This is a genomic window from Pseudomonas sp. PME37.24/006, assembly GCF_055556635.1.
Map to the genome: position 1 here is coordinate 544,668 of NZ_JBVHNL010000003.1, position 26,273 is coordinate 570,940.

The window sequence follows — 26,273 nt, forward strand, 5'->3', positions numbered from 1 at the left end:
CGCTCTCGAGCGGCATTTTTCATTGCGGCATATTCAGCCTGGCATCACGCCTTGCGCAGCCAGTAACGGAACACCTCGCCCTCGGCCTCCTCACGCAGCAGCTCATGGCCAGCCAGCCGCGCGAACGCCCGGAAATCGCGCTGCGACCCGGCATCCGTGGCCAGCACCTTGAGTACGTCGCCGCTGACCAGGCCGTTGAGGGCCATCTTGGCCTTGAGCAAAGGCAGCGGACAATTCAAGCCACACGCATCCAGCTCGGCCTGATGCTCGCCCTGCCACACCGCACCATCCCCCATAACACCCTCCGTTTTCCCAGGCCGATAGCATAACCCAAGGCCCGCCGACGCTGGTCAGGCAAGTGCCTCCCGGCTACAGTACGGCACTGATCCAACAAGAGCTCCATGCATGAATGTTCTGCGCCCTACCCTGCTGACGCTCGCCTGCTTGCTGGCACAACCAACGATGGCCAACGACCTGCCATCACTCGGCGACGCGAGCTCTGCCATGGTTTCTCCGCAACAGGAATATCAACTGGGCCGCGCCTGGCTGAGCATCGTTCGCGGCCAGGTCAGCCAGCTGTCGGATCCTCAGTTAAAGGACTTCGTTGAAAGCAGCGTCTACCGTCTGGCCGAAACCAGTCAGGTACAGGATCGGCGCCTCGAATTCGTCCTGCTCAACAGCCCACAGATCAACGCTTTCGCCGCGCCAGGCGGGATCATCGGCGTCAACGGCGGGCTGTTCCTCTATGCGCAGACCGAAGGCGAATACGCCTCGGTACTGGCTCACGAACTCGCCCACTTGTCGCAGCGCCACTTCGCCCGCGGCCTGGAAGCCCAGCAGCGCATGCAGTTGCCGGTCATGGCAGCGATGCTCGCCGGTATCGTCGCAGCCGCAGCAGGTGCCGGCGATGCCGGTATCGCCGCCATCGCGTCGACCCAGGCAGCGGCGATTCAGGAACAACGCCGATTTTCCCGGCAGAACGAGCAGGAGGCTGACCGTATCGGCCTGGTCAACCTGGAAAAGGCCGGCTACGACCCACGCTCGATGCCGAGCATGTTCGAGCGCCTGATGCGTCAGTACCGCTACGACCGCATGCCACCCGAATTCCTACTGACTCACCCGGTTTCCGAATCGCGCATCGCCGATACCCGCAACCGCGCCGAGCAGTACCAGGCCGGCGGCACCGAAGACAGCCTGCGCTACCAGCTGATGCGCGCCCGTGTGCAACTGACCTATGAAGAAACCCCGGGCATCGCCGCCAAGCGCTTTCGCGCCCAGCTCGATGAAAACCCTAACATGGACGCTGCCCGCTACGGCCTGACCATCGCCCTGATCAAGGGCAGCCAGTTCGATGAAGCACGCGATACGCTAGCGCCCTTGCTGCAAAAAGCCCCAGACGACGTCACCTACAACCTGGCGCAGATCAGCCTCGACTCGGCAGCCAACAGCCTCCCAGCGGCCGAGCAACGCATCAAGCGATTACTCGACTTGTACCCCGGCAATTACCCGCTGAACCAAGCGCGTATCGACTTGCTGCTCAAACAACGCAAAATCCCCGAGGCGGAGCAAGCACTCAATGATCTGCTCAAGCGCCGCGTGAAAGATCCGGACGTTTGGTATCAGGTGGCGGAAGTTCGCGGCCTCAGCGGCAACACCATCGGCCTGCATCAGGCCCGGGCCGAGTTCTTCGCGCTGGTGGGGGATTTCAACCAGGCCATCGAACAGCTCGACTTCGCCAAGCGCCGCGCCAGCAACAACTTCCAGCTGGCCTCACGCATCGACGCCCGCCAGAAAGAGCTGATCGAAGAGAAGCGCATGACGGAAGAAATGCTGCGCTGATCACGCCGCCTCAAGTTGCAGCGCCGGCGAATTCGGGGAGATTGCACATCGGCGTAAGCCACAAGCGCCTTACTTGACGCTTGTGGCTTGCCGCTCAAAGCCGCTGTCAGGCGTTTCCTGCGAGTTTCAGGCGTGCCGCCTGGGTAAAGTCCAGCATACGCTGGAGCGGTTTGATCGCCCGGGGGATCAGCGCCGGATCGACGAACACTTCGTTACTGCCCTCGCGCAGGCACTGCAAGGTGCGCTGCAGGGTGTTCATCGCCATCCACGGGCAGTTGGCGCAACTGCGGCAGGCGGCGCCATTGCCGGCTGTCGGCGCCGCAACGAACTCCTTGTCGGGACACAGCTGCTGCATCTTGTAGAAGATGCCGCGGTCGGTGGCAACGATGAAGGTCTTGTTCCGCATCCGCTGCGCAGCGGCGATCAACTGGCTGGTCGAGCCCACGGCATCGGCCAGGTCGATCACCGCGGTCGGCGACTCTGGATGAACCAGTACTGCCGCGTCCGGATACAGAGCCTTCATTTCTTCCAGCTGACGGGCCTTGAACTCTTCATGGACGATGCAGGCACCGTCCCAGAGCAGCATGTCGGCACCGGTCTTGTTCTGGATGAAACGCCCCAGATGCTGATCAGGCGCCCAGAGGATGCTCTCGCCGTTATCCATCAGGTGCTCGACGATCTCAACGGCGCAGCTGGACGTCACCACCCAATCGGCACGCGCCTTCACCGCCGCCGAGGTATTGGCGTAGACGACCACGGTGCGTTGCGGATGCTGATCGCAGAACGCGGCGAACTCATCGACCGGGCAACCCAGATCAAGCGAACAGGTAGCCTCCAGCGTCGGCATCAGCACACGTTTTTCAGGGTTGAGGATTTTCGCCGTCTCGCCCATGAACTTGACGCCGGCGACCAGTACGGTCTGCGCCGAGTGCTGATTGCCGAAGCGGGCCATCTCCAGCGAGTCGGACACGCAGCCACCCGTTTCTTCGGCCAGCGCCTGCAGCACCGGATCACAGTAATAGTGGGCGACCAGAACGGCATTCTGGCGCTTCAGTTCTTTGCCAATCTCATCACGGTAGAACGCTTCCTGCTCCGCCGTCAGCGTCTCTGGCTGTTTGGCATCGAGATGAGCTTGGACAAGAAGTCGTTCGGCAATCTGCGTCATGTCGTCAAGCCCTATCGAGGTCTATGAGCACGGAACGCTGAGTATACCGCCAGACCCGTCAGGCTGGTCGGAACACGCAGAGGGGTGTCGCAGGTTAGACAGCAGCGGGCTGCAAACCTTGCGCGGGCGCGCATGTTAAGTGCATTGCCGGGCGATTTTCAATCACACGGACGACCTCGCGTCGATCCACAGGTTGATCGCCACGATAATCCGCCGCATCATCAGCATCAGGACACGGCTGCCTGGGCGAGCGACAGCTAGCGGCCAGGCAAGACGGCCATACATGGCCGACCAGATTCAGTACCGCAGAGGCCGGATGCGACCTCTGTATGGATCATCGTTATCACTACTCTGGAAAACATCGACTGCGCGCGTGCCCCGCAGTGGTCGTTCAGCAATTGAGGATGTCATGGCTTACGAAAGCATCGAATGGGACAAGCTGGGTTTCGACTACATCAAGACCGACCAGCGCTACCTGTCGCACTGGCGCGACGGCGAGTGGGATCAGGGCAACCTGACTGAAGACAACGTGCTGCACATCAGCGAGGGCTCCACGGCCCTGCACTATGGTCAGCAGTGCTTCGAAGGCCTCAAGGCCTACCGCTGCAAGGACGGCTCGATCAACCTGTTCCGCCCGGATCAGAACGCCCTGCGCATGCAGCGCAGCTGCGCCCGCCTGCTGATGCCGGCACCTTCCAGCGAGCAATTCATCGAGGCCTGTAAGCAGGTGGTACGCGCCAACGAGCGCTTCATCCCGCCGTACGGTTCCGGCGGCGCGCTTTATCTGCGCCCGTTCGTGATCGGCGTTGGCGACAACATTGGCGTGCGCACCGCGCCCGAGTTCATCTTCTCGGTGTTCTGCATCCCGGTAGGCCCTTACTTCAAGGGCGGCATGAAACCGAACAACTTCGTGATCTCCAGCTATGACCGCGCCGCGCCACAAGGAACTGGCGCTGCCAAGGTCGGCGGCAACTATGCAGCCAGCCTGATGCCGGGCTCACAAGCCAAGAAGAACAACTTCGCCGACTGCATCTACCTCGATCCGCAGACCCACACCAAGATCGAGGAAGTGGGCTCGGCTAACTTCTTTGCCATCACCCACAACGATGAATTCGTCACCCCGAAATCACCGTCAGTGCTGCCAGGCATCACCCGCCTGTCGCTGATTGAACTGGCACAAAGCCGCCTGGGCCTGAAAGTTATCGAAGGCGACGTGTTCATCGATCGCCTGAGCGATTTCAAGGAAGCCGGCGCCTGCGGCACTGCGGCGGTGATCACCCCGATTGGCGGTATCGAGTACGAGGGCAAACTGCACGTCTTCTACAGCGAGAAAGAGGCCGGGCCGATCATCAGCCGTCTGTACAGCGAGCTGACCGGCGTGCAGTCCGGTGATGTGGAAGCGCCACAAGGCTGGATCGTTAAAGTGTAATGCAAACCGCTGGCGGCTCTCACGAGTCGCCAGCGGGCTTTGGCCGCAAATATTGCACGCAATAAAAAGCCCGGATCTTTTCCAAGATCCGGGCTTTTTATTGCGTCTTCGCAAGGAAGACTTTAAATGGTGGGTCGTGTGGGATTCGAACCTACGACCAATTGGTTAAAAGCCAACTGCTCTACCAACTGAGCTAACGACCCGTGCTGCGGGCGCTATAATACTGATTTAAATCAGAAATTCAACACCCAGCAGAAAATAATCTATTGATAACGCGTTGGATCGAGTATGCCAGCGGTGGCAAAGCCGGCTGAGCGCAAACGGCAGCTGTCGCATTTTCCACATGCACGCCCGTCGCCATCGGCTAGGTAGCAAGAGACGGTCAACGCGTAATCGACACCTAAACGCGACCCCGCCTGGACGATTTCAGCCTTGCTCATCATCTGTAACGGTGCCCGAATAGAGATGCGCCGCCCCTCCACTCCCATCTTGGTGGCGAGATTGGCAACGTGCTCGAATGCCTCGACGAATTGCGGCCGACAATCCGGATACCCGGAATAATCCACCGCATTAACCCCGATAAAGATGTCCTGAGCCTCCAACACCTCGGCCCAGCCCAAAGCCAAGGCTAGAAATACAGTGTTGCGCGCCGGTACATAGGTCACTGGAATTCCAGTCGTTGGCGCCTGCGGCACATCGATATTGGCATCGGTCAGCGCCGAACCGCCGATACCACCGAGATCCATGCCGATCACCTTGTGTTCAACCACCCCCAACTGCCGAGCAACCCGCTCGGCCGCCTGCAGTTCGGAGCGATGCCGCTGACCATAGTCGAAGCTCATGCTGTAGCAGCTGTAACCCTGCTCCCTGGCCATCGCCACCACAGTCGCGGAGTCGAGGCCGCCGGACAGCAGGATGACTGCTTTCTTTTCACTCATGTCAGTGCCCCGGCTCGTCGTTCCAAAGAATCTTGTGCAACTGCAGTTGCATGCGCACCGGCAGATTGTCGGCAATCACCCATTCAGCCAGCTCGCGCCCACTCACCTGCTGGTGGCTCGGCGAAAACAGCAACTCGCCGGCGCGTTCGGCCAGACCGTACTGGATGATCTTGCTCACCGACCAGTCATAATCCTCCCGCGAACAGATCACGAACTTGACCTGATCCCGCGGCTGCAGATACTCGATGTTCTCGTAGCGGTTGCGGGCCACCTCGGCCGAACCTGGGGTTTTCAGGTCAATGACCTTGCTGACCCGAGTATCGACAGCGGAAACGTCCAGCGCGCCACTGGTTTCCAGAGACACGTCGTAACCGACGTCACACAGACGCTGGAGCAAGGGAATGCAGTTGGGCTGCGCCAGCGGTTCGCCACCGGTAACGCACACATAGCGCGGACGGTAGCTCGCCACCTGCTCGAGAATGGCGTCCAGCGAGAGGATTTCCCCGCCACTGAAGGCGTAGGCGGTATCGCAGTATTGACAGCGCAGGGGGCAGCCGGTCAGGCGCACGAATACCGTCGGCAAGCCGGCAGTACGCGTTTCCCCCTGCAACGAGAAAAATATCTCGGTAATGCGCAGGGTATCTTTCATAGGGGCCACGGGCGTGACGGCGAAACAGGCCATCCGCCTCCGTTGCGAAAAAGGACGGCGATTCTAAACGAAAAAAATGGGCGGTAGCCATTTTTGACATCGCTGGCGACGACCTGCCGGCCAACTCCCCAGCTTGCAGGCAACAAAAAACCCGCGACAGGCGCGGGCTTCGTTCAAAGCCGAGGCTTACTGGATGCGCTGCAGATCACGCTGAGCCAGCTGGGCGGCCGAGGTGCCCGGGTACTGCGCGATGACCTGCTGCAGAATGCCCTTGGCTTTGTCGTTATTGCCCATGCGGATTTCCACATCGGCCAACTTGAACAGCGAATCTGGCACTTTGGAGTGCTGCGGATAGGCTTGACTGACCTTGGCGAAGGCCTGACCGGCGCCTTGCAGATCGCCTTTAGCGAGGTTCACTTCACCCAACCAGTACTGGGCATTGCCTGCGTACTGACTATTCGGGTAACGACGCAGGAACGCTGCAAAGGCCTGGCTGGCCTTATCGAAATCCTTGGCCTTGATCAGGTCAAAAGCTGCGTCGTAGAACAACTTTTCCTTGGCCGGGTCTGCCGGTTCGCCGGAGGCTTGTGCCTGCCCTGCGTCACCCGCGGAAGCACCACCGGCGCCATTGCTGGCACCCGCGGCTGGAGAATTCTGTGTAGCTGCAGCACCTGCTGCGGCACCACTGCTCAGACGTTTATCAAGATCCTGGTATCGCTCCAGGCCTTCTTGCTTCAAACGCTGTATATCGTTCTGCTGCTCCTCAAGCATGCCACGCAGTTGCGCGATTTCCTGCTGCATCTGCTGGAGCTGATTGAACAGCATGCCCTGCGCCGAAGATGGGGTTTCCACCCCACCTCCAGCGTAGGCGCCAGACGTGCCGTAACCGGCATTCGGATTACCACTACCGTTACCGGTACTGCCATCCTGTACGGGAATCTGAGCCCAAGCCACAAGCGGCAGGCTCAGCGCCATTACGGTTACTACACGTCGGCACATTCGCATATCGAATTACTTACGCAGTTCGACGCGACGGTTCTGAGCCCAGGATTGCTCGTCGTTGCCGGTAGCAACAGGACGCTCTTCACCGTAGGAAACCAGTTCCAGCTGAGCTGGGGAAACGCCTTGCAGTACCAGGTAACGCTGAACGGCCTTGGCACGACGCTCGCCCAGAGCCATGTTGTATTCGCGGGTACCGCGCTCGTCAGCGTGGCCTTCCAGGACGACGCGAGCGCCATTACCTTTCAGATCCTTGGCATGAACGTCCAGAGCGCGCATGGCTTCCGGCTTCAGGTCAGAGCTGTCGTATTCGAAGTAGAAAGTGGTGATAGCGCGCAGAGCGGCTTCTTCACTCAGGCTGCCGTCGACAGCGCCGGTGTTTGCACCGTAGCCAGCGTTCGGGTCTACAGCGCCTTCGCCAGCGGTATCACCGCCTTTGGAGGAACAACCAACAGCCACTGCCAGAGCCAGGCTCAGCGCAGCAAATTTGCCAAATTTCAGCATTTCCATGTGTAACTCCTAATGAACCCCAGTGTGTTAAGCATACAAACAGGTGAAGCACCGCGCATCAGTTCAGGAAGGGGGACCAGGATGGCTCTCGAACTTCGCCTTGAGCGGTAGGTAGAGGGAGCCTAACGCGACCGTTAACGGACGCTAACATCAGGACTCCCCGCCCCTGCTGGCGGGTAGCGTAGATTATCATCGTTCCATTGGGCGCAACAGTAGGCGACTCATCCAAACTTGTATCTGAAAGAATGCGCAGATTGCCACGCTCAAGATCCTGTGCAGCTACCTTGAACACGGTGTAACCATCCTGGCGATGAATCATTACCAGGGTCTTCTCGTCGGCAGACAATTTAGGGTTGGCATTGTAGTTGCCGACGAAGGTCACTCGTTCGACCGCACCAGAATTGATGTTGGTCTTATAAATCTGTGGCTTGCCCGAGCGGTCAGAGGTGAAATAGATCGTCTGACCGTCCTTGCCCCAGAAGGGCTCGGTATCGATGGCGTAGTGGTTGGTAACGCGGCGCAGGTTCTTGGAAGCAATGTCCATGACATAGACTTCCGGGTTGCCGTCTTTCGACAGCGTGAACGCCAGCTTGCTGCCATCCGGCGACCAGGCAGGCGCGCCATTGAGGCCTTCGAAGTTGGTGACCTGCTCGCGACGACCGGTATCGATGTGCTGCACGAAGATGCGCGGACGTTTCTGTTCGAAGGAAACGTAGGCGATACGCTTGCCATCGGACGCGAACGACGGCGACAAGATCGGCTCACGTGACTGCAGCAGGGTAACTGCGCGCGCACCGTCATAGTCCGAACGCTGCAGAGTGTAACGGGTGTTATTTACCCCGAAGCGCTCTGCAGTGACGTACAGCATGCGAGTGGAAAACGCGCCCTTGACGCCGGTGAGCTTCTCGAACGACTGATCGGCGATATGGTGAGCCATGTCGCGAAGTTGATCGGCACTGCCGCCAACGTTGCCGGTCAGTACTTGCTGTTCGGTGGCTACGTTGAACAGAGCGAACTGAATCTGCAAACGCGCACCGTTGGGCACGATGTTGCCAACCAGCACGTATTGGGCGCCCAGCGCTTTCCAGTCACGATAGATGACTTCGCTGCCTTGAGTCGGCAGGCTGATCATGTTCTGCCGTGGAATCGGCTCGAACACACCGGAGTTGCGCAGATCATTGCCAACGATGGTGGCGATGTCTTCGGGCAGCACATTGCCGCCCTGCCAACCGAACGGCACCACGGCAATCGGGGTGGCACGATCGGTGCCGGTGCTGATCACCAGGGGATCAGCCGCCTGCACGCTACCGACCAGCATGGCCAGCCCCAGTACAACGATTCGCATCAGGGTATTCACAGACCTAAATCCTCCGGTTTGAAGACGGCACGACGCTGCCGGTAAAGCCGATCGAACGTGGCACGATCAAGTTGCTGCATTTCTGCAATACGCCCCACGTTGCGCACTGCCTGTACTGCTGAACTGTCGAACGGTGAGTCACCACTGGAGCGACTGACACTGGCATTAGTGATGGTGCCATCGGGCAACATCTCTATCAGCACTTCAACACTCATACCATTGCGCGCCGACGGCGGCCGCCGCCACTGCTCGCTTACCAGCTTGACGATCAGATCATCGAGGCTACCCGCCACCTGATCACCCTGCGTTTCGGCCAGCGCCTGTTGCCGCTCGGTGTCCTCGGACAGCAGCTCGGCCAAAGCCGCTGCTTTCTTGTCCTCGACCGCCTTGCGCTCAGCTGCCTGGGCATTGGCTTTTTTCTTGGCATCCTCGGCAGCTTTCTTTTTCGCTGCATCGGCTGCCGCTTTCTTCTTGGCCTCTTCGGCTGCCTTTTTCTTGGCATCCTCGGCGGCTTTTTTCTTCGCTTCCGCTTCAGCGGCCTTTTTCTTGTCGGCCTCAAGCGCAGCTTTTACCTTGGCGACATCAGCCAGCTTCTTCTGCTCGGCTGCTTTCGTCGCGGCATCGGCCTCTGCCTTCTTCGCCGCATCGGCCTTTTGAGCTTCTTCGACTTTCTTTTGTTCCGCTGCTTTAGCGGCCTGCTGTTTCTGCGCTTCAGCCTGGGCCTGCTTTTCCTGCTCGGCCTTTTTCTGTTCGAGCTGTTCAGTCTCGAATTGCGGTGCTGCGGTTTTCTTGGCCTCGCCCGCAATCTTCTGATTGGTCTGGGTGGTGGCTTGACTCTGCGACTTCAGTTGGTAAAGGGTAGCTTGCACGATCGGTCTTGCTGGCGGCAGTTCAGGGGCAAAGGCAAAACTGACGAACAGCATGCCAAACATCAGCACGTGCAAACCTACGGCCCAGACCACCGGCCAGAACAGATTTTCCGAAGGTGAGCGTTCACGCTGCCGCATTAGGGCGCCTCGGTAATCAGACCGACGTTACCCACGCCAGCCTGCTGCAAACCACCCATAGCAGACATCACCGTGCCGTAATCGACCGACTTGTCGCCACGCACGTAGACCTGCACTTTCTTCCCCTGACTGCGAGTCTGATTGATGATCGCGGTGACGGCGCGGGTCATCTCTTCCAGGGTCAGAGCGCGATCCTGCACGGTATCGGTGTCGACTTCCGTACCCATGTTCCAGTAGTAGGACTTGTCGGACTTGATGGAGATGGTCAGTACCTGGGAGTCGTTGTCCTGGGGCAGCACCTCGCTGCTGACCTGAGGGAGGTCGACCTTGACCCCCTGATTTAGCATCGGCGCCGTCACCATGAAGATGACCAGTAGCACCAACATCACATCGATGTAAGGCACCACGTTCATCTCGGCGACGGGCTTGCGTCTATTGCGAATTCTGGCCATGGCTCTGAAAACCTATCTATGAATGCCTAAGGCTTATTCTTCACTGCTATGCACTTTACGGTGCAGGATCGCCTGGAACTCGTCGGCGAATGTGTAGTAACGAGAAATCAGCATCTCACCGCGGGCAGCGAAACGGTTGTAGGCGATAACGGCAGGGATCGCAGCGAACAGGCCGATAGCTGTAGCGATCAGTGCCTCGGCGATGCCGGGCGCGACAGTTGCCAGGGTGGCCTGCTGTACCTGAGCCAGACCGCGGAAAGAGTTCATGATCCCCCATACGGTACCGAACAGGCCGATATACGGGCTGGTGGAGCCAACGGTGGCGAGGAACGGCAGGCTCTGCTCGAGCTTCTCTTCCTCACGGGAGATGGCGACGCGCATGGAACGGGCAACGCCGTCCATGACCGCATCCGGATCCATGCCCGGCTGCTGACGCAGGCGGGAGAACTCCTTGAAACCGGCACGGAAGATCTGCTCCAGGCCGGAATCCGGATCCGGGTTGCTGCCTGCCTGACGATACAGCTTGGACAGGTCGATACCGGACCAGAAGCGCTCCTCGAAGTTGTCCAGCGCACGCTTGGCGCCACGCAGCAAACTACTGCGCTGGAAAATCATGACCCAAGAAGTGACCGATGCGGCCACCAGGATCAACATCACCAACTGCACCACCAGACTGGCGTTGCTGATAAGACTCCACATAGACATGTGGTCAACGGCGTTGGCTTCCACGCTTACTCTCCTGCAGTAGATGTACCGGTACCATCCTGTTCGGCGAAGGCTGTTCGCAGAGACGGAGGCATGGCCCGGGGTTTGAAATTATCGGCGCGCACACAGGCCACCAGAAACTGCCCCTCGCAGAGCAGCGCGTTATCCATCACTCGCCTCACCTGTTGACGAAAGCGCAGGCTGGCACGGTTCAATTCAGTTACCTCAGCACTCACCAGCAATTCGTCGTCCAGCCGCGCCGGCGCGTGATAGCGCGCCTCGCTGGAGTGCACGACGAACAACAGGCCCTCACCCGCTAGCGTCGACTGGGCGAAACCCAGTTCGCGCAGCCGCTCGGTGCGAGCCCGCTCCATGAATTTGAGGTAGTTGACGTAATAAACGACGCCACCGGCATCGGTATCTTCGTAGTAAACACGACAGCGATGGGCGAACGGCTGAGCAGCGTATTGCGCGCGCATACTCTAGTGCCCGCACCGAGTCTTGCCAATCGGCGCGACAAGTATTTTTTTCATTGACCCTCTCCATCGGTAAACAGGTCGAGCACTGGCCGCTCATCCATGCGTTTCGGCGTATTCAGACCAAAATGCAAGTAAGCATGCCGGGTCACCACTCGTCCTCTCGGCGTACGCATGATGTAACCCTGCTGGATCAGGTAGGGCTCCAACACATCCTCAATGGTGTGCCGCTCCTCGCTAATCGCCGCAGCCAGACTATCGACACCAACCGGGCCGCCATCGAACTTCTCGATCATGGTCAGCAGCAAGCGGCGATCCTGATGGTCGAACCCCCGCTCGTCCACATCCAACAAGTTCAAGGCCAGGTCGGCTATCTGCTGGGTGATCTCGCCCTGCCCGCGCACTTCTGCAAAATCGCGCACGCGGCGCAGCAAACGGTTGGCGATACGCGGCGTACCGCGGGCCCGTCGCGCGATCTCGAACGCCCCTTTGGCCTCAATCGGCAAGCCCAGAATGCCGGCGGCTCGCATGATGATGGTCGCCAGGTCTTCGGTGTTATAGAACTCGAGACGCTGCACGATGCCGAAACGGTCACGCAGCGGATTGGTCAGCATCCCGGCTCTGGTGGTCGCCCCCACCAGAGTGAAAGGCGGCAAATCGAGCTTGATCGAACGAGCGGCAGGCCCCTCCCCAATCATGATATCGAGCTGAAAATCCTCCATCGCCGGATACAGCACTTCTTCGACGATGGGCGACAGACGGTGAATCTCGTCAATGAACAGCACATCACCGGGCTCAAGGTTCGTCAGCAGCGCAGCCAGATCACCTGGACGCTCAAGCACAGGGCCCGAGGTACTCTTGATGGAAACGTTCATTTCCTGGGCGATGATATTCGCCAGGGTGGTCTTGCCCAACCCTGGCGGACCGAAGATCAGCGTGTGATCGAGCGGCTCCTTGCGACCGCGGGCCGCCTGTATAAACAGCTCCATCTGCTCGCGGACGACGGGTTGCCCAATGTACTCGGCCAGCGACAGCGGTCGAATAGCGCGGTCGACCTGCTCGTCGCGATCACGGTCGCGGCTACCTGCCGTAACCAGCCTATCTGCCTCGAGCATCTACAGCATTCCCTTCAGCGCGCGACGAATCATGTCTTCACTACTCAACCCATCTTCTTTGACCGCCGAAACGGCGCGACTGGCTTCCTGCGGTTTGTAGCCCAAGGAGATAAGCGCACTGACCGCGTCATTCTCCGCGCTTGTGACTGCGCCACCCACACGAGGTTCAACCACCAGGCTTGCCATGCCAGGTACGGTCTCCCATGTTTTGAAGCGATCCTTGAGCTCGACCAGCAGGCGCTCGGCGGTTTTCTTACCGACGCCAGGAATCTTCACCAGCACGGCCGTGTCCTGAGCTTGCACGCAACGCACCAACTCATCGACCTCCAGGCCCGACATCAACGCCAGCGCCAACTTTGGGCCTACGCCATTCAGACGAATCAGCTCGCGGAATAGCTCGCGCTCGCGCTTCTCGAAAAAACCATAAAGCAGATGCGCATCCTCGCGCACCACCAGATGGGTGTGCAGCGTCAGCGGCTCACCCACCGAGGGCAAACGGTACAACGTGGTCATGGGGACTTCCAGCTCATAGCCCAGACCATTCACATCCAGAATCAAATGTGGCGGCTGCTTTTCCGCCAGGGTGCCGCGTAAACGTCCGATCACCGACGCATTCCTTTCAATAGTAGAGAACCTGGAGCCTGCTCATGATCTAGCGAGCTAAAGCTTGCTTTTGACGCAGCAGCGCCGACGCGCAGCAGATCATGCGCGGGTTACAAGCGAAGCCGCCCACCGCGCCGCTTGGCGCTGGCCAGACCATGAGGGATAAGACTCTGCCGATGATGAGCGTGACACAGGGCGATACCTAGGGCGTCCGAGGCGTCGATTTGCGGCTTCTGCATCAGCTTGAGCAGGTGCATCACCATCATTTGCACTTGCTGCTTATCGGCAGCACCCGTTCCGACCACGGCCTGCTTGACCTGGGTGGCAGTGTACTCACTGATTTCCAGGCTTGCTTCCATCGCAGCGACGATCGCGGCACCGCGAGCCTGTCCGAGCTTGAGTGCCGAATCGGCATTACGTGCCATGAATACCTGCTCGATACCCATGGTCACTGGACCAAAGGTACGGATCACCTCACTGACGCCGCGGAAGACGATCTGCAAACGTTCCGGCAATGGCCCATTGCCTGTCCGAATACAGCCTGACGCCACGTATTCACACGTGCGCCCGGTATCGCGTATCACACCGTACCCGGTAATGCGGGAACCCGGATCGATCCCCAGAATCAGCGTCATGCCTGTCATCCACCAGTGGCATTGGCTGCCACACTGTCTATTTATCCAGGCGTGAGTATAGGGTCGCCGATAGCCCGCCGTCATCCACAGAACCCACAGCCTGTCGGTCATAAGCGTCCACAGGCCCGCTTTTCACCATGAAAGTGGCTCGGGAAGCGACCGGCTATAAAAAAGCCGGAAGCGCCAATGGCGACTTCCGGCTTTCAACAACGCCGTGGAATCAGCCGAGCTGCTCCATGATCTCGTCGGAGACTTCGGCGTTGTGGTAGACGTTCTGCACGTCGTCCAGATCTTCGAGCATATCGATCAGCTTGAATACCTTCTGCGCGGTTTCCAGATCGGTGATCGGCGCGCTGATCGACGGGATCATGGCGATATCCGCCTCTTCACCCTTGAAACCGGCGGCGTTCAGCGCTTCGTTCACCGCGTGGAACTCGGTGAAACTGGTCGAGACCAGCGCAGCGCCGTCATCGCCCATCTCCACGTCATCGGCACCGGCTTCCAGCGCAGCTTCCATCAGCGCATCTTCGTCGACACCCGAAGCGAAGCCGATCTGCCCTCTGCGTTCGAACATGTAAGCCACCGAGCCATCGGTGCCCAGGTTGCCGCCACACTTGGTGAACGCGTGGCGCACTTCGGCAGCGGTGCGGTTGCGGTTGTCGGTCATCACTTCGACGATGATCGCCACACCACTCGGCGCATAACCTTCGTAGCTGAACTCGACGACGTTGTCGGCTTCGTTGTTGCCGGCACCGCGGGCGATGGCACGGTCGATCACGTCGCGGGACATGTTGTTGGTCAACGCTTTGTCGACGGCCAGGCGTAGGCGCGGGTTGTCCGCCGGGATGGGCCCGCCATGCTTGGCGGCGACGGTCAGCTCACGAATGAGCTTGGTGAAGATCTTGCCGCGCTTGGCGTCCTGGCGCCCCTTGCGGTGCTTGATGTTGGCCCATTTGGAATGACCGGCCATATTCCACTCCAGTTTTTTCAGATTTCACAATGAACGAGCCCAGGTTTCCCTGGGCTCGGCATACCGTTTGGCGCTTACTCCGCCTTGGGTTGCTCGCGAAGGCGAATGTGCAGCTCACGCAGCGATTTGCCGTCTACCACACCCGGCGCCTGAGTCATGACGCAGGCAGCGCTCTGGGTTTTCGGGAAGGCGATGACTTCGCGAATCGAGCTGGCACCGGTCATCAGCATCACCAGACGGTCGAGGCCGAAGGCCAGACCACCATGGGGCGGTGCACCGTACTTGAGGGCGTCGAGCAGGAAGCCGAACTTCTCCTGCTGCTCGTCTTCGCTGATGCCCAGCACGCGGAACACGGTCTGCTGCATACCCTTGTCGTGGATACGGATCGAACCGCCACCCAGCTCGGTACCGTTGAGCACCAGGTCGTAGGCACGGGACAGCGCTGCGGCCGGGTTAGCCTCCAGCTCTTCGGCCGAGCACTTCGGCGAGGTGAACGGGTGGTGCATGGCGGTCAGGCTGCCGTCGTCGTTCTCTTCGAACATCGGGAAGTCGACGACCCACAGTGGCGCCCACTCGGCAGTCAGCAGGTTCAGGTCATGGCCGAGCTTGATGCGCAGCGCGCCCAGAGCATCGTTGACCACCTTGGCGCGGTCGGCGCCGAAGAACACGATGTCACCGTCAACCGCACCGACGCGATCGAGGATGGTGTTAAGGTTTGGCTCGGCGATGTTCTTGACGATCGGCGACTGCAAGCCTTCAACGCCCTTGGCGCGCTCGTTGACCTTGATGTAGGCCAGGCCACGGGCGCCATAGTTGCCGACGAACTTGGTGTAGTCGTCGATCTGCTTGCGCGGCATGCTCGCCCCGCCCGGTACGCGCAGCGCGGCAACGCGGCCTTTCGGATCGTTGGCCGGGCCGGAGAAGACCTTGAAGTCGACATCTTTGAGCTGATCGGCAACATCGACCAGCTCCATCGGGATGCGCAGGTCGGGCTTGTCGGAACCGAAACGACGCATGGCTTCGGCCAGGGTCATGTGCGGCAGCTCGGCGAACTCGACGTCCAGCACTTCCTTGAACAGGTTGCGGATCATGGTCTCGGTGAGATGCATGATGTCGGCTTCGTCGAGGAAGCTGGTCTCGATGTCGATCTGGGTGAATTCCGGCTGGCGGTCGGCACGCAGGTCTTCATCGCGGAAGCACTTGGCGATCTGGTAGTAGCGGTCGAAGCCGGCGACCATCAGCAACTGCTTGAACAGCTGCGGCGACTGCGGCAATGCGAAGAAGCTGCCAGCGTGGGTACGGCTCGGCACCAAATAGTCGCGGGCGCCTTCCGGCGTGGCGCGGGTGAGGATCGGCGTTTCCACGTCGAGGAAGCCGTTCTCGTCCAGGTAGCGACGGATGCTGCTGGTGATGCGCGAGCGCAGCTTGAGCTTCTCGGCCATTTCCGGGCGACGCAGGTCGATGAAACGATAGCGCAGGCGGGTTTCTTCACCGACATCGGAGTATTCGTTGAGCGGGAACGGCGGGGTTTCCGCTTCGTTCAGCACTTCCAGCTCATAGCCGAGCACTTCGATAGCGCCCGAGGCCATATTGGCGTTGACCGCACCAGCCGGACGCAGGCGTACCTTGCCGGTGATCTTGACCACGTATTCGCTGCGCACACGGTCAGCCTTGGCGAAGGTGTCGGCGCGATCCGGGTCGAACACCACCTGAGCCAGGCCTTCGCGGTCACGGATATCGAGGAAGATCACACCACCGTGGTCACGGCGACGGTGAACCCATCCGCAGAGGGTGATTTCCTGGCCTTCCAGGCTTTCGTTCAACTGGCCGCAATAGTGGCTGCGCATCATGGGGATAATCGCTTCTCTTGAGTCTGAAATTCATTGAACCGCGAGCCGGCGTCTTTCGTCCGATCCAGCAATACGCATTGCGTGGATTGGCGCGGACAAGCCAGACGGTCTGTCGCTGCAGCAAAGCAGCCGATTATATATGGTTAAGCAGGTCGGCGCAGCCGAGCAAGTGACTGACACTGCCACACATAGTTTTGCGCAATGGCTGCCATTGATACAAAGCACATCGCGTCCTTTAACCACCGTGATAGGCTCTGTCCATTGCCTGGGCAGCACGCCCTCCCTCATCAAATCAGGAGAAAAATCCATGGAAATCAACATCGGAATCGCCGAACAGGATCGCGCATCCATCGCCGAAGGCCTGTCGCGTCTGCTGGCCGACACCTACACCCTGTATCTGAAAACCCACAATTTTCACTGGAACGTCACCGGGCCAATGTTCAACACCCTGCACCTGATGTTCGAAGGGCAGTACACCGAACTGGCACTGGCCGTCGATCAGATCGCCGAGCGCATTCGCGCACTGGGCTTCCCGGCTCCAGGCACCTATGCGGCTTACGCTCGCCTGTCGTCGATCAAGGAAGAAGAAGGCGTGCCCAACGCCGAAGAAATGATCAAGCTGCTGGTGCAGGGCCAGGAAGCGGTCGTGCGTACCGCCCGCGGCATCTTCCCGCTGCTGGACAAAGTCAGTGACGAGCCGACCGCAGACCTGCTGACCCAACGCATGCAGGTTCACGAAAAAACCGCATGGATGCTGCGCAGCCTGCTGGCTTCCTGATTCGGCTCTGACGATGGTCACCACTCTGGCGGCCATCGTTCTGATGCCTGCACATCTATTTCCCCGGCAGTAACAGCACGCTATCAGCGCCGCTGATTTGAGAAGCCCCTTCCTTTGCTGTTAAATACGCCCCGTGCCGTCAGCCCAGCCTTGGGAAGACGCATAGGCTGGCCCTCTCGTTTATTCCATCGCCCTTACGTCACGGCAAATCGCGTGGAGCCAGCTCTTCCTGGTGTTCCTTTATTAAGTGAGTGCGTTGAACATGTTGAAAATCGTCCACCTTCTAGTCGGGCTATCCGCCCTGCTGCTGTCCACTACACCTAGCCTGGGTGATCAAGCCCAGCCGTTCCTACAGAATCCAGACGCCCTGTGCCTGGCTCTTTTTGGCTTTCTCAATCTACTGCTGGCCACTCAATTCCCCATCTGGCACAACAGCCTGCGCCAACAGCTACAAAATCTGGTGTGCGCCCTGTTGATTCTAGGCACGCTGCTGCAAGCGCTGATTCTGCTCGCCCCACTGCCTTTGATCGCCGAACAACCCGCCCTATTGTTCAGCTTGCTGACCATCGCCATCGCCGTTGCTCTGCACCTGGCCACCAACCTGCGTTTTGAGCGGCATAAGGCATCGGTAGCGCAGGATCTGGGTGATCGCGAAACCGGTACGGTCAAGTGGTTCAACACCTCCAAGGGCTTTGGCTTTATCTCCCGCGATGTCGGCGAAGATATCTTCGTGCACTTTCGCGCCATCCGCGGTGAGGGCCACCGCGTTCTGGTAGAAGGCCAGCGCGTGGAGTTTTCCGTGATGCAACGCGACAAAGGCCTGCAGGCCGAAGACGTGATCGCCGCGCTGCCGACCAGACGCTAAGTCACCGGCACAACAAAAAACCCGCAGCAATGCGGGTTTTTTCGTTTCGAGAGCAGGCACTCAATAATGAGGCGGCGGCGCTTCATCCTGAGACGCGCCGAAAGGGCTGACCTCGTCCTGCCGCTTGGCAAGCGCCTGCATATGCAGTTGCAGCCGTTCAATGAGCTTCTGCTGCTCCACCAGCGCATCGTTGAGCGCCTGGATGGTGTCGTCCTGGAAGGCCTGACGGCTCTCCAGCTCGACGATGCGATCTTCGAGTACCTTCACTTATACGTCTCCGAATCGAAACTGTGCCGGCATGACCGACTGCAGCCTGTCGCGCAGGGCGGACACCTGCTCTTGCTCATAAGGCTTTGCCGGGTGGCGCCCCCACACGGGAGCGGGCCAGGCATCGTCGGCGCGATAACGCACGATCACATGCATATGCAGCTGGCTGACCACGTTGCCCAACGTGGCAATATTGATCTTGTCCGCCTGGAACGCATCCTTCAACACTTCGGCCAGCAGAGCGGTTTCCGCCCACAACGCGCGCTGATCTTCTGCATTGAGCTGGAAGACCTCACTGACGTCCTCACGGCGCGGAACCAGGATGAACCATGGATAGCGTGCATCGTTGCTGAGCAACAACCGACTCAGGGGAAATTCGCCCAGCACAAAGGTGTCCTGCTGCAGACGGGGATCCAGAACGAACATCAACTCACCACTCAACGATTGAGGTAGCCGCCGAAAGTATGAAGGCGACCGAATTAGGCATCCAGCATACCGGGCATGCCCTGGAAATTTAACCCTGCCGATAGCGCACCAAAAAGCCGCACAAATGCTACGAACAGTTTTTGCGCGCACCATATTGTTTCCCAAAGTAAACATCAAAGAAGTTCCCGGACGCTCAATTAAAAATCATTATCAAATAAGCAAAGACAAAGATTTGAGCCTATTAATAAGCAACCTATCAACCAAGGCAAAAATGAGAAATTTAGGTCGGGTATTTGTATTTTTGATTGGTGAAGCTGCCCTTTCACGGCCCTGATACCTAATTAATTTGCAGCTTTGGCATTTTGAGCACGAGTCTTGCTTTATGGCTTGCAACGCGCTTCTTCAGGGCAACGTGGTAACGTAGCCGCGCCCTGATCAAGAGCTGAGAAATAGTCGGTAGGTCATGCACGCGGGGAAATCTGTAAATTGCGGCACGCTCTACCCGCTCTGTGAGGAGCTGTAGCGCGCGACCAATGGATAGATTGAAACTATCGCCATACAAAGCGCCGTGCTATAAGTTCCATCCGACACAAAAAGAAATAGAGCTGCTCTCCATAACAACCAATTGAGCAGCGGAAGTACTCTTCTAAACCAAAGGAGCAAATCACGATGCGAGTGATGAAGTGGAGCGTAATCGCCCTGGCAGTAGCCGCGGGTACCTCTCAAATGGCAGTGGCTTCGGATCAGTCCGAATCCAAGGGTTTCGTCGAAGACAGCAGCCTGTCGCTCCTTGCGCGCAGCATGTACTACAACCGTGATGCCCGTAATGGTGCTTCTCGCGGCTCCGAAGGCAAGGGTTACTCTGAAGAGTGGGGCGCCAGCGCTCGTGCTCTGTTCGAGTCCGGCTTTACCCAAGGCACTGTAGGTTTTGGTGTTAACGCTTACGCTGGCGCCCTGTGGCAGCTCGACACCGGTGGCGGCCGTCGTGGTGTTGGCATGTTCCCAGAGAACGACGGTAAAGACCTGAGCATCGCTAACGCTGCGGTCAAGGCTCGTTTCTCCAACACCGTAGTGACCTATGGCTCGCAACTGCCTGCTCTGCCGGTTCTGGCTTACGATGACGGTCGTCTGCTGCCGGAAACCTTCGAAGGCACCATGATCACCAGCACCGAGATCGAAGGTCTCGAGCTGAACGTTGGTCGTTTCACCGCACAAAATGCGATGAACCAGTCGGGCCGCGATAGCTATGAAGATGGCATTCTGAAGTCCATCAACGTATATGGCGGTTCTTACGCTGTAAGCGATGATCTCAGCGTCGCTTACTACCACAGCGATCTGGAAGACGCCTATAAGCGTCACTACGCGAACGTGAACTACAGCCTGGCGCTGACCGAAGAGCAGTCCCTTGGCTTCGATTTCAACGTTTACAAGAGCGACTACGACTCCCAGTTCGGCAATGGTGGCGACAACACCATCTGGAGCCTGGCGACTACTTACAGCGTAGGCGCTCACTCCTTCATCCTGGCTCACCAGCGTAACACCGGCAGCCAAGGCTTCGACTATGGCTTTGGTGATGGCGGCGGCGCAATCTTCGTAGCCAACAGCTTCCTGTCTGACTTCAACCAGGAAGACGAGCGCTCCTGGCAGGCAAGCTACGAGCTGGACTTCGCCACCTATGGCGTTCCAGGCCTGAGCTTCAAAACCGCTTATATCTGGGCAGACAACATCACCTCGCGTGATGACGACGGCGCAATTTCCGCCACCGATGGCAAAGAGCACGAGCTCTTCAACCAAGTGCGTTATACCGTTCAAAGCGGCGCGGCCAAGGATCTGTCCTTCCGTCTGCGTAGCTCGGTTCTGCGCGGCAACTCTGAAGTGGGCACCGACACCAACGAAGTCCGCTTCTACGTGAACTACCCGCTCAGCGTTCTGTAATCTCGCGCAAGCCTGATAACAGTTCAGAAAACCCGGCTTCGGCCGGGTTTTTTATTGACTGCAAGAAACCCTCAAGGCAAATCAGCCACGACCAAGCACATTGAACCGGCCAATGATCGATTCCGGGCAGCCACAGACGCACCAATACGGACTATCAATTCAAAACCAGCGCCCCACTTTGGCGCGCGCACCCTCGTTGCCATCCCCCCGATACTCTGCGTCCTGTACGCCACAGAGCTGTCGCCGTACAATGCCGAGCCATAAAAATCCCCTTTGCAACCGACAGAACGGCCCATCATGCGTACCAGTCAGTTCCTGCTTTCGACCCTCAAAGAAACGCCTTCCGATGCTGTCGTCATCAGCCACCAGTTGATGCTGCGCGCCGGGATGATCCGCAAGCTCGCCTCTGGTCTCTATACCTGGCTGCCAATGGGTCTGCGCACCCTGCGCAAGGTAGAGAAGATCGTGCGTGAAGAGATGGACGCTGCCGGCGCTCTGGAAGTGTTGATGCCCGCCATTCAGCCTGCCGAACTGTGGCAGGAGTCCGGCCGCTGGGTGCAGTATGGCCCGGAACTGCTGCGAGTGAAGGATCGCCATGACCGCGAGTTCTGCGTTGGCCCGACCCACGAAGAGGTCATTACCGACCTGGCCCGCAACGAGCTGAACAGCTACAAGCAGCTGCCGTTGAACATGTACCAGATCCAGACCAAATTCCGCGATGAAATCCGCCCGCGCTTCGGTTTGATGCGTGGCCGTGAATTCATCATGAAGGACGCCTACTCCTTCCACGCTGATCAGGCTTCCCTGCAGCAGACCTATGACCGCATGCATCAGGCCTACTGCAATATCTTCACCCGCCTGGGCCTGAACTTCCGCCCGGTGGTAGCCGACAACGGTTCGATCGGTGGCGCTGGCTCCCACGAGTTCCATGTGCTGGCTGACTCCGGCGAAGATGACATCGTGTTCAGCAATGTCTCCGACTACGCCGCCAACATCGAAAAGGCCGAAGCAATTCCTCGCGAGACCGCTCGCCCGGCAGCTACTGAAGAACTGCGTCTTGTCGATACTCCGAACGCCAAGACCATCCAACAACTGGTGGATGGTTTCGATCTGCCCATCGAGCGCACCATCAAGACGCTGATCGTGCATGCCGAAGAAGAAGGCAAGCTGATCGCGCTGATCATCCGTGGCGACCACGAGCTGAACGAGATCAAGGCCGGCAACCAGCCGGGCGTTGCCAGCCCGCTGGTAATGGCCTCGGATGCAGAGCTGCGCGCGGCCATCGGCGCCGGCGCTGGCTCCCTGGGCCCGCTGAACCTGCCGCTGCCGATCATCATCGACCGCTCGGTGGAGCTGATGAGCGATTTCGCCATCGGCGCCAACATCGACGACAAGCACTATTTCGGCGTTAACTGGGAGCGCGACCTGCCCGTGCCGACCATCGCCGACCTGCGCAATGTGGTCGCTGGCGATCCGAGCCCGGACGGCCACGGCACCCTGGAAATCAAGCGCGGCATCGAAGTCGGGCACATCTTCCAACTGGGCACCAAATACAGCGAGTCGATGAACTGCCAGGTACTGGGTGAAAACGGCAAGCCGGTCACCCTGAGCATGGGCTGCTACGGCATCGGTGTTTCCCGTGTGGTGGCAGCAGCCATCGAACAGAACTCCGACGAACGCGGCATCATCTGGAACGACACCCTGGCGCCCTTCCAGATCGCTCTGGTACCGCTGCGCTACGAGACCGATGCGGTACGCGAGGCGACCGACAAGCTGTATGCGGAGCTGACCGCTGCCGGCTTTGACGTATTGCTCGACGACCGTGACAAAAAGACCAGTCCGGGCATCAAATTCGCGGACATGGAATTGATCGGCATCCCGCATCGCATCGTGGTCAGCGACCGCGGCCTCGCCGAAGGCAATCTGGAATACAAGAGCCGCGTAGAAACCGAGGCTCAGCCGGTTGCCGTTGCCGATGTCCTGTCGTTCATTCAGAACCGTATCCGCCGCTGACCCGCCAAAGAGCCGTCATGTTCAAGCGAAGCACCTTACGCCTCGTCGGCGCCACTACCTGTGGCGCCTTGTTCCTCACCGGCTGTGCCAATCATTTGCCACAGCGCAGTGAGCACGAGGAGCGCATCGAGCGCAAACTGTTGAGCCACAGCCTACAGATCGACGTCGGCCAGCCTCAGGTTCTGGAGCTGCCGCAGCGTCGTGTGCGGGTGCACGAGCAGAAGGTCTTCGAAGTGACGCCTTTCGAGGTCACACGCCACTATGATCGCTACACGCCCTATCAGCCCTGGCGCGAGATCTACGAAGTTCCGCTAGGTGCGGTGGCTATCGTCGGCGGCGTTGGCGCCAATGTCCTTAACGTGGTGGCCCTCGGCCGCCTGCCGGATACGGCGACCAAGGACTGGATCAGCTACGGCGTGGCGGGCATCAACCCGGTCATGAACGTAGAGTCCAACGGCCGCTCGCAACAGAACCTGGCCGGAATCGACGAAAGGCGCCAGGAAACCCGTACCGAATACTCCAGCCTGCCGTGGGCAGAGCGGCCGGTAATGATCAAAGCCGACGAGCAAACCCACGAACTGCTGACCGACCGTAACGGCGTATTGCGGCTGAACCTGCTCGACGCCCCCTTCGCCGATCAGGATATCGCCCGTATCGGCACACTGCTATTGACGGTGACGGACGATCAGGACTCCACCAGCGCAGAGGCCACCCTGCTAGTCAGCCGCACACTGCGCGGCAAGCTACGTGAGGCCCATGACCTGGTCTATGACGACCTGGAAGGCGCGGAAGTCGAACAGTGGGTGCATCGCGTCAAGCGCTTGTCTGAACTAGGACTTGAAGAAGAGGCCAGCGAACTCGAGCAGAGCCTTATCGAGCTGACCCGCAACGATCCGGAATTACAGGCGGAGTTTCTCAAATCGCTCACCGATAACGCAGGCCGCCTGGTCGCCGATCCCGGCGAAGACTAGAGCCTGTCACACCGTGCAGCAGCTCTTCGGCCTGCGCACTAGCGTCGACGGGCTGCAGACCTCACCACCGTACGCCGAACTCCGCGTGCCCTTGCCAGGGCTGCTCCTGCAGCTCGAGCTCGGCCACCCTCGCCTGCGGCGTTCCGCTCTCCAGCCAGCTCGCCAATGCCCGTACCGCAGCCAAGTCACCTTCAAAAGACACTTCCACCCGGCCATCGCTCAGGTTGCGTACCCAACCAGACAGCCCCAGTCGCAAGGCCTCTGCAGCAGTACTCTGGCGAAAGCCAACGCCCTGAACGCGCCCCGTCACATGGCCGTGCAGACTCAGACCGCCCAACGCATCATCCCTCCTGCCGCAACGCGCTCAGGCGCGCCTTGAGGCCTTCGGCATTCTGTTCGCCAAGCAACCGCTCGCGCACCTTGCCCTTGTCGTCGACGATGTAGGTCACCGGCAGCGCATCGCTGGGCGGCAATCCATAATGCTCGGCGGGATCCTTGGCCAGTACGGTGAACTCGATGCCTAACGCCTCGGCAGCACGGGCGAGCTCATCACCCTGTAAACCATCAAAGTTCACGCCAAACACACCTATCGACTGTTTCTCCAGCTCCGGGGTCAACGCATTCAACTCGGGGATCTCGGAACGACAGGGGCCGCACCATTCAGCCCAATAATTGATAACCAGCCACTGGCCTTCGAGACGCTCAACCGCTACCTTTCGCCCATGCTGGTCGACACCGAAGTCATCCCCGCATCCCGCCAACGCCAACCCGGCGGCGAGCACCATCATGATCCGAATGACTGACTGGAGTCGCTTTACCATGGAAACGGTCCTCATACCGGTAGGGTTGCTATGACACTGGATGCCTCGCAGCTCGACGTGCCCGACGCGCCGCAGACCAATTCGATCACCCAAACCGAACTGGCCGAGCGCCTCTGCGCAGCGCGCAAGCAGGCTGTAGAAGCAGGATTGCAGGAGACGCTGGCTCTGCTTGCGCGCCTCAACCGCAGTGCAATGACCTTACTCGAAAGACAACGTACGCTGCAAAATTTCAGCGATGAATATCGCCATTACAACGCAGTTGGCCACGCGATAGCCTCAGCGTCACTGCGCATGTTGTGCAGTGAACTGGCCATTGGCTTCAAGCGCCTGCTGCTGCAGATATTTCAGGGGCACAAGCCATCGCGCCCGCATCTGGCCTGGTGCCTGTATATGGCTCAGCACTTCATTGCACAGACGCTTCTGCGCCATTATCAACAGTATCGTGAGCCCGCACCCGAGCTTTGGCGCGATAGCCACTTGTTGTACTGGCTAGGCGAACAGCAGGACTGCCTCGACGAGCCCGTGGCAGCAGCGTTTCTGCCAACGCCCGCCGACACGCTACGCGGCCTTTACCAGCAGACACTGTTACTGGCTCTCAGCAACCCGCCGCATCTGCATCCAGAAGAAAGCGAGCGGCTGTTCACTGCCCTGGCACCGCTGGCAGCGACCGCCAGACTGCTGCCATGGGATGCAGAGGACAAGTCCGAAGGCGCGCTGATCGACCTGACGCTGGCTCAACCCTGCCTCACCTATCTGCAACGACCGGAAGCAGGCTCCGACACATTGCGGCGCCTGGAACTGGGCGCCCTACTAGTAGCGCTGAGCGAACCGGCACCACTGCAGAGCGCCGCAGAACGCGAGTTGCTCGAGCGGGTGCAGCAGCACTGGCAAGGCAACAATCAACGCCGGCACTTGCGCACACCGCAGCAAAGCGATTGTCGACTGGCGATTGGCGTACCGGCCATTCATGCCCAGTTGCTCGAACAACGCCCGCAGTGCACGCCTGGGCAGATTCTCGATATCGGCCCAGGCGGCGCACGCCTGCTGTGCTCGGCCAAGGCGTCGGGCACACTGCCCATCGGCCAGTTGGTGCTGCTGATCGCCGACAGCGACGTTCTCGCGCTGGTCTGCTGGCGGCATCTGAATGCCGAAGGCCTGCATCTCGGCCTGCGCTACCTGAAGGGCCTGGCGCAACCGACCTGGCTCAGGCGCACCCCAAGCAGCCAGTCCCATCTCGGCATCCTGCAAAGCACACCAAAGCCCCGCAACGGCTGGCACCACGGCCTGTGGGTGCCGCGCGATCAATTCGCCGACGAAGAGAATCTCTGGCTGCAGCTACCCAACGCGGTCAGCCAGAACCGACTGCAACTGCCTCCCTGCAACCTGGCCAGCGCCACGGTTAGCCGCCACCCTCTCGAACTGCCATAAATGAGAGGCAGGTCACACCGAAGGCCGGCCTGGCGCACAGTCTTGGAACAGGTGGGCTCTTTATAATTTC

The 26,273-nt window shown here is 59.4% G+C and carries 27 protein-coding genes, 1 tRNA gene and 2 pseudogenes; 9 read left to right on the forward strand and 21 right to left on the reverse strand.

What is annotated here, in order from left to right:
• Positions 1-44: 44 nt before the first annotated feature.
• Positions 45-296, reverse strand: coding sequence for a sulfurtransferase TusA family protein (locus tag ACZ3GY_RS13575; protein WP_465910498.1), 252 nt, complete (start codon positions 294-296; stop codon positions 45-47).
• 109 nt (positions 297-405) lie between these two features.
• Here ACZ3GY_RS13575 and ACZ3GY_RS13580 point away from each other — a divergent pair, with 109 nt between their 5' ends.
• On the forward strand, positions 406-1,839 hold the full coding sequence (locus ACZ3GY_RS13580; RefSeq protein ID WP_465910500.1) for a M48 family metallopeptidase: 1,434 nt from the start codon (positions 406-408) through the stop codon (positions 1,837-1,839).
• A gap of 106 nt (positions 1,840-1,945) precedes the next feature.
• Here the strand turns inward: ACZ3GY_RS13580 and nadA are convergent, their stop codons facing one another.
• Positions 1,946-3,004, reverse strand: a complete 1,059-nt coding sequence (nadA, locus tag ACZ3GY_RS13585; RefSeq protein ID WP_465910502.1) for a quinolinate synthase NadA — start codon at positions 3,002-3,004, stop codon at positions 1,946-1,948.
• Positions 3,005-3,413: 409 nt separating this feature from the next.
• On the opposite strand from nadA, the gene ACZ3GY_RS13590 reads away from it, so the two are divergent.
• Positions 3,414-4,433, forward strand: coding sequence for a branched-chain amino acid aminotransferase (locus tag ACZ3GY_RS13590; RefSeq protein WP_465910504.1), 1,020 nt, complete (start codon positions 3,414-3,416; stop codon positions 4,431-4,433).
• 127 nt (positions 4,434-4,560) lie between these two features.
• On the opposite strand, the gene ACZ3GY_RS13595 is transcribed toward ACZ3GY_RS13590, so the two are convergent.
• From ACZ3GY_RS13595 to aspS, 15 genes and pseudogenes are all read right to left on the reverse strand, one after another.
• A tRNA-Lys gene (locus ACZ3GY_RS13595) sits at positions 4,561-4,636 on the reverse strand.
• A gap of 60 nt (positions 4,637-4,696) precedes the next feature.
• A complete protein-coding gene (gene queC / locus ACZ3GY_RS13600; protein WP_465910505.1) occupies positions 4,697-5,371 on the reverse strand; it encodes a 7-cyano-7-deazaguanine synthase QueC in 675 nt (224 codons plus the stop codon).
• Between the two features lies 1 nt (position 5,372).
• Complete coding sequence (gene queE, locus ACZ3GY_RS13605) at positions 5,373-6,020, reverse strand: 7-carboxy-7-deazaguanine synthase QueE (RefSeq protein WP_463565648.1); 648 nt, start codon at positions 6,018-6,020, stop codon at positions 5,373-5,375.
• 186 nt (positions 6,021-6,206) lie between these two features.
• On the reverse strand, positions 6,207-7,025 hold the full coding sequence (gene ybgF / locus ACZ3GY_RS13610; RefSeq protein ID WP_465910507.1) for a tol-pal system protein YbgF: 819 nt from the start codon (positions 7,023-7,025) through the stop codon (positions 6,207-6,209).
• A gap of 6 nt (positions 7,026-7,031) precedes the next feature.
• On the reverse strand, positions 7,032-7,529 hold the full coding sequence (gene pal / locus ACZ3GY_RS13615) for a peptidoglycan-associated lipoprotein Pal (RefSeq protein ID WP_042553163.1): 498 nt from the start codon (positions 7,527-7,529) through the stop codon (positions 7,032-7,034).
• 58 nt (positions 7,530-7,587) lie between these two features.
• Positions 7,588-8,886, reverse strand: a complete 1,299-nt coding sequence (tolB, locus tag ACZ3GY_RS13620; RefSeq protein ID WP_463565649.1) for a Tol-Pal system beta propeller repeat protein TolB — start codon at positions 8,884-8,886, stop codon at positions 7,588-7,590.
• Positions 8,883-9,893, reverse strand: coding sequence for a cell envelope integrity protein TolA (tolA, locus tag ACZ3GY_RS13625; RefSeq protein ID WP_465910511.1), 1,011 nt, complete (start codon positions 9,891-9,893; stop codon positions 8,883-8,885). The genes tolB and tolA overlap by 4 nt, the downstream gene beginning before the upstream one ends.
• Positions 9,893-10,345, reverse strand: a complete 453-nt coding sequence (gene tolR / locus ACZ3GY_RS13630) for a protein TolR (RefSeq protein ID WP_465910513.1) — start codon at positions 10,343-10,345, stop codon at positions 9,893-9,895. Before tolR ends, tolA begins: the two co-directional genes overlap by 1 nt.
• A 33-nt stretch (positions 10,346-10,378) precedes the next feature.
• Entirely contained in the window at positions 10,379-11,074 is a 696-nt protein-coding gene (gene tolQ, locus ACZ3GY_RS13635) for a protein TolQ (RefSeq protein ID WP_225833975.1), read from the reverse strand.
• Positions 11,055-11,529 (reverse strand): annotated as a pseudogene (gene ybgC / locus ACZ3GY_RS13640) (tol-pal system-associated acyl-CoA thioesterase). Before ybgC ends, tolQ begins: the two are co-directional and overlap by 20 nt.
• A gap of 50 nt (positions 11,530-11,579) precedes the next feature.
• On the reverse strand, positions 11,580-12,641 hold the full coding sequence (gene ruvB, locus ACZ3GY_RS13645) for a Holliday junction branch migration DNA helicase RuvB (RefSeq protein ID WP_465910515.1): 1,062 nt from the start codon (positions 12,639-12,641) through the stop codon (positions 11,580-11,582).
• On the reverse strand, positions 12,642-13,247 hold the full coding sequence (ruvA, locus tag ACZ3GY_RS13650) for a Holliday junction branch migration protein RuvA (protein ID WP_463565653.1): 606 nt from the start codon (positions 13,245-13,247) through the stop codon (positions 12,642-12,644). It abuts the gene before it with no gap.
• A gap of 107 nt (positions 13,248-13,354) precedes the next feature.
• Complete coding sequence (ruvC, locus tag ACZ3GY_RS13655) at positions 13,355-13,879, reverse strand: crossover junction endodeoxyribonuclease RuvC (RefSeq protein ID WP_463565654.1); 525 nt, start codon at positions 13,877-13,879, stop codon at positions 13,355-13,357.
• Positions 13,880-14,099: 220 nt separating this feature from the next.
• On the reverse strand, positions 14,100-14,849 hold the full coding sequence (locus tag ACZ3GY_RS13660; RefSeq protein WP_042551871.1) for a YebC/PmpR family DNA-binding transcriptional regulator: 750 nt from the start codon (positions 14,847-14,849) through the stop codon (positions 14,100-14,102).
• Positions 14,850-14,923: 74 nt separating this feature from the next.
• Positions 14,924-16,699, reverse strand: coding sequence for an aspartate--tRNA ligase (gene aspS, locus ACZ3GY_RS13665; protein ID WP_225833988.1), 1,776 nt, complete (start codon positions 16,697-16,699; stop codon positions 14,924-14,926).
• A 307-nt stretch (positions 16,700-17,006) separates the two neighbouring features.
• Here aspS and ACZ3GY_RS13670 point away from each other — a divergent pair, with 307 nt between their 5' ends.
• The 3 genes and pseudogenes from ACZ3GY_RS13670 (at position 17,007) to ACZ3GY_RS13680 (ending at position 18,342) form a co-directional block, all read left to right on the forward strand.
• On the forward strand, positions 17,007-17,477 hold the full coding sequence (locus ACZ3GY_RS13670) for a Dps family protein (protein WP_463565655.1): 471 nt from the start codon (positions 17,007-17,009) through the stop codon (positions 17,475-17,477).
• A 262-nt stretch (positions 17,478-17,739) separates the two neighbouring features.
• Positions 17,740-18,060: pseudogene (locus ACZ3GY_RS13675) on the forward strand (cold shock domain-containing protein membrane protein); the annotation flags it as partial.
• 57 nt (positions 18,061-18,117) lie between these two features.
• Positions 18,118-18,342: a cold-shock protein gene (locus ACZ3GY_RS13680; RefSeq protein ID WP_165496028.1), complete on the forward strand. Its 225-nt coding sequence runs from the start codon at positions 18,118-18,120 to the stop codon at positions 18,340-18,342.
• A gap of 60 nt (positions 18,343-18,402) precedes the next feature.
• Here the strand turns inward: ACZ3GY_RS13680 and ACZ3GY_RS13685 are convergent, their stop codons facing one another.
• Both ACZ3GY_RS13685 and ACZ3GY_RS13690 read right to left on the reverse strand, forming a co-directional pair.
• Entirely contained in the window at positions 18,403-18,609 is a 207-nt protein-coding gene (locus ACZ3GY_RS13685) for a SlyX family protein (protein ID WP_463565656.1), read from the reverse strand.
• The gene (locus ACZ3GY_RS13690; protein ID WP_463565657.1) at positions 18,610-19,035 is read right to left on the reverse strand and encodes an HIT family protein; all 426 of its coding nucleotides are present in this window, start codon (positions 19,033-19,035) and stop codon (positions 18,610-18,612) included. It abuts the gene before it with no gap.
• Positions 19,036-19,704: 669 nt separating this feature from the next.
• Here ACZ3GY_RS13690 and ACZ3GY_RS13695 point away from each other — a divergent pair.
• The 3 genes from ACZ3GY_RS13695 to ACZ3GY_RS13705 all read left to right on the forward strand — a co-directional run bounded on the left by ACZ3GY_RS13695 (position 19,705) and on the right by ACZ3GY_RS13705 (position 23,954).
• Positions 19,705-20,970: an OprD family outer membrane porin gene (locus ACZ3GY_RS13695; RefSeq protein ID WP_465910518.1), complete on the forward strand. Its 1,266-nt coding sequence runs from the start codon at positions 19,705-19,707 to the stop codon at positions 20,968-20,970.
• Between the two features lie 297 nt (positions 20,971-21,267).
• Positions 21,268-22,983 carry a proline--tRNA ligase gene (locus ACZ3GY_RS13700; RefSeq protein WP_465910519.1) on the forward strand — a complete coding sequence of 572 codons (1,716 nt, stop codon included), beginning with the start codon at positions 21,268-21,270 and terminating at the stop codon, positions 22,981-22,983.
• A gap of 17 nt (positions 22,984-23,000) precedes the next feature.
• Positions 23,001-23,954 (forward strand): hypothetical protein, encoded by a 954-nt coding sequence (locus ACZ3GY_RS13705; protein WP_465910521.1) that lies wholly within the window; start codon positions 23,001-23,003, stop codon positions 23,952-23,954.
• 61 nt (positions 23,955-24,015) lie between these two features.
• Here the strand turns inward: ACZ3GY_RS13705 and ACZ3GY_RS13710 are convergent, their stop codons facing one another.
• Together ACZ3GY_RS13710 and ACZ3GY_RS13715 are read right to left on the reverse strand one after the other, a co-directional pair.
• A complete protein-coding gene (locus ACZ3GY_RS13710; RefSeq protein ID WP_465910522.1) occupies positions 24,016-24,291 on the reverse strand; it encodes an acylphosphatase in 276 nt (91 codons plus the stop codon).
• A gap of 4 nt (positions 24,292-24,295) precedes the next feature.
• The gene (locus ACZ3GY_RS13715) at positions 24,296-24,775 is read right to left on the reverse strand and encodes a TlpA disulfide reductase family protein (RefSeq protein WP_463565662.1); all 480 of its coding nucleotides are present in this window, start codon (positions 24,773-24,775) and stop codon (positions 24,296-24,298) included.
• Between the two features lie 30 nt (positions 24,776-24,805).
• Between ACZ3GY_RS13715 and ACZ3GY_RS13720 the strand changes: the two genes are divergently transcribed.
• Positions 24,806-26,203, forward strand: coding sequence for a PilZ domain-containing protein (locus tag ACZ3GY_RS13720; RefSeq protein WP_465910524.1), 1,398 nt, complete (start codon positions 24,806-24,808; stop codon positions 26,201-26,203).
• Positions 26,204-26,273: the final 70 nt, after the last annotated feature.

Bases quoted from the DNA above. Each gene is read 5' to 3' on its own strand.
- aspS (WP_225833988.1), bottom strand. From the start codon at position 16,699: ATGATGCGCAGCCACTATTGCGGCCAGTTGAACGAAAGCCTGGAAGGC.
- ACZ3GY_RS13575 (WP_465910498.1), bottom strand. From the start codon at position 296: ATGGGGGATGGTGCGGTGTGGCAGGGCGAGCATCAGGCCGAGCTGGAT.
- ACZ3GY_RS13580 (WP_465910500.1), top strand. From the start codon at position 406: ATGAATGTTCTGCGCCCTACCCTGCTGACGCTCGCCTGCTTGCTGGCA.
- nadA (WP_465910502.1), bottom strand. From the start codon at position 3,004: ATGACGCAGATTGCCGAACGACTTCTTGTCCAAGCTCATCTCGATGCC.
- ACZ3GY_RS13695 (WP_465910518.1), top strand. From the start codon at position 19,705: ATGCGAGTGATGAAGTGGAGCGTAATCGCCCTGGCAGTAGCCGCGGGT.
- ACZ3GY_RS13690 (WP_463565657.1), bottom strand. From the start codon at position 19,035: ATGTTCGTTCTGGATCCCCGTCTGCAGCAGGACACCTTTGTGCTGGGC.
- ACZ3GY_RS13700 (WP_465910519.1), top strand. From the start codon at position 21,268: ATGCGTACCAGTCAGTTCCTGCTTTCGACCCTCAAAGAAACGCCTTCC.
- pal (WP_042553163.1), bottom strand. From the start codon at position 7,529: ATGGAAATGCTGAAATTTGGCAAATTTGCTGCGCTGAGCCTGGCTCTG.
- ACZ3GY_RS13705 (WP_465910521.1), top strand. From the start codon at position 23,001: ATGTTCAAGCGAAGCACCTTACGCCTCGTCGGCGCCACTACCTGTGGC.
- ACZ3GY_RS13720 (WP_465910524.1), top strand. From the start codon at position 24,806: ATGACACTGGATGCCTCGCAGCTCGACGTGCCCGACGCGCCGCAGACC.
- ruvC (WP_463565654.1), bottom strand. From the start codon at position 13,879: ATGACGCTGATTCTGGGGATCGATCCGGGTTCCCGCATTACCGGGTAC.
- ACZ3GY_RS13590 (WP_465910504.1), top strand. From the start codon at position 3,414: ATGGCTTACGAAAGCATCGAATGGGACAAGCTGGGTTTCGACTACATC.
- tolR (WP_465910513.1), bottom strand. From the start codon at position 10,345: ATGGCCAGAATTCGCAATAGACGCAAGCCCGTCGCCGAGATGAACGTG.
- tolA (WP_465910511.1), bottom strand. From the start codon at position 9,893: ATGCGGCAGCGTGAACGCTCACCTTCGGAAAATCTGTTCTGGCCGGTG.
- ruvB (WP_465910515.1), bottom strand. From the start codon at position 12,641: ATGCTCGAGGCAGATAGGCTGGTTACGGCAGGTAGCCGCGACCGTGAT.
- ACZ3GY_RS13715 (WP_463565662.1), bottom strand. From the start codon at position 24,775: ATGGTAAAGCGACTCCAGTCAGTCATTCGGATCATGATGGTGCTCGCC.
- queC (WP_465910505.1), bottom strand. From the start codon at position 5,371: ATGAGTGAAAAGAAAGCAGTCATCCTGCTGTCCGGCGGCCTCGACTCC.
- queE (WP_463565648.1), bottom strand. From the start codon at position 6,020: ATGAAAGATACCCTGCGCATTACCGAGATATTTTTCTCGTTGCAGGGG.
- ybgF (WP_465910507.1), bottom strand. From the start codon at position 7,025: ATGCGAATGTGCCGACGTGTAGTAACCGTAATGGCGCTGAGCCTGCCG.
- ACZ3GY_RS13670 (WP_463565655.1), top strand. From the start codon at position 17,007: ATGGAAATCAACATCGGAATCGCCGAACAGGATCGCGCATCCATCGCC.
- ACZ3GY_RS13660 (WP_042551871.1), bottom strand. From the start codon at position 14,849: ATGGCCGGTCATTCCAAATGGGCCAACATCAAGCACCGCAAGGGGCGC.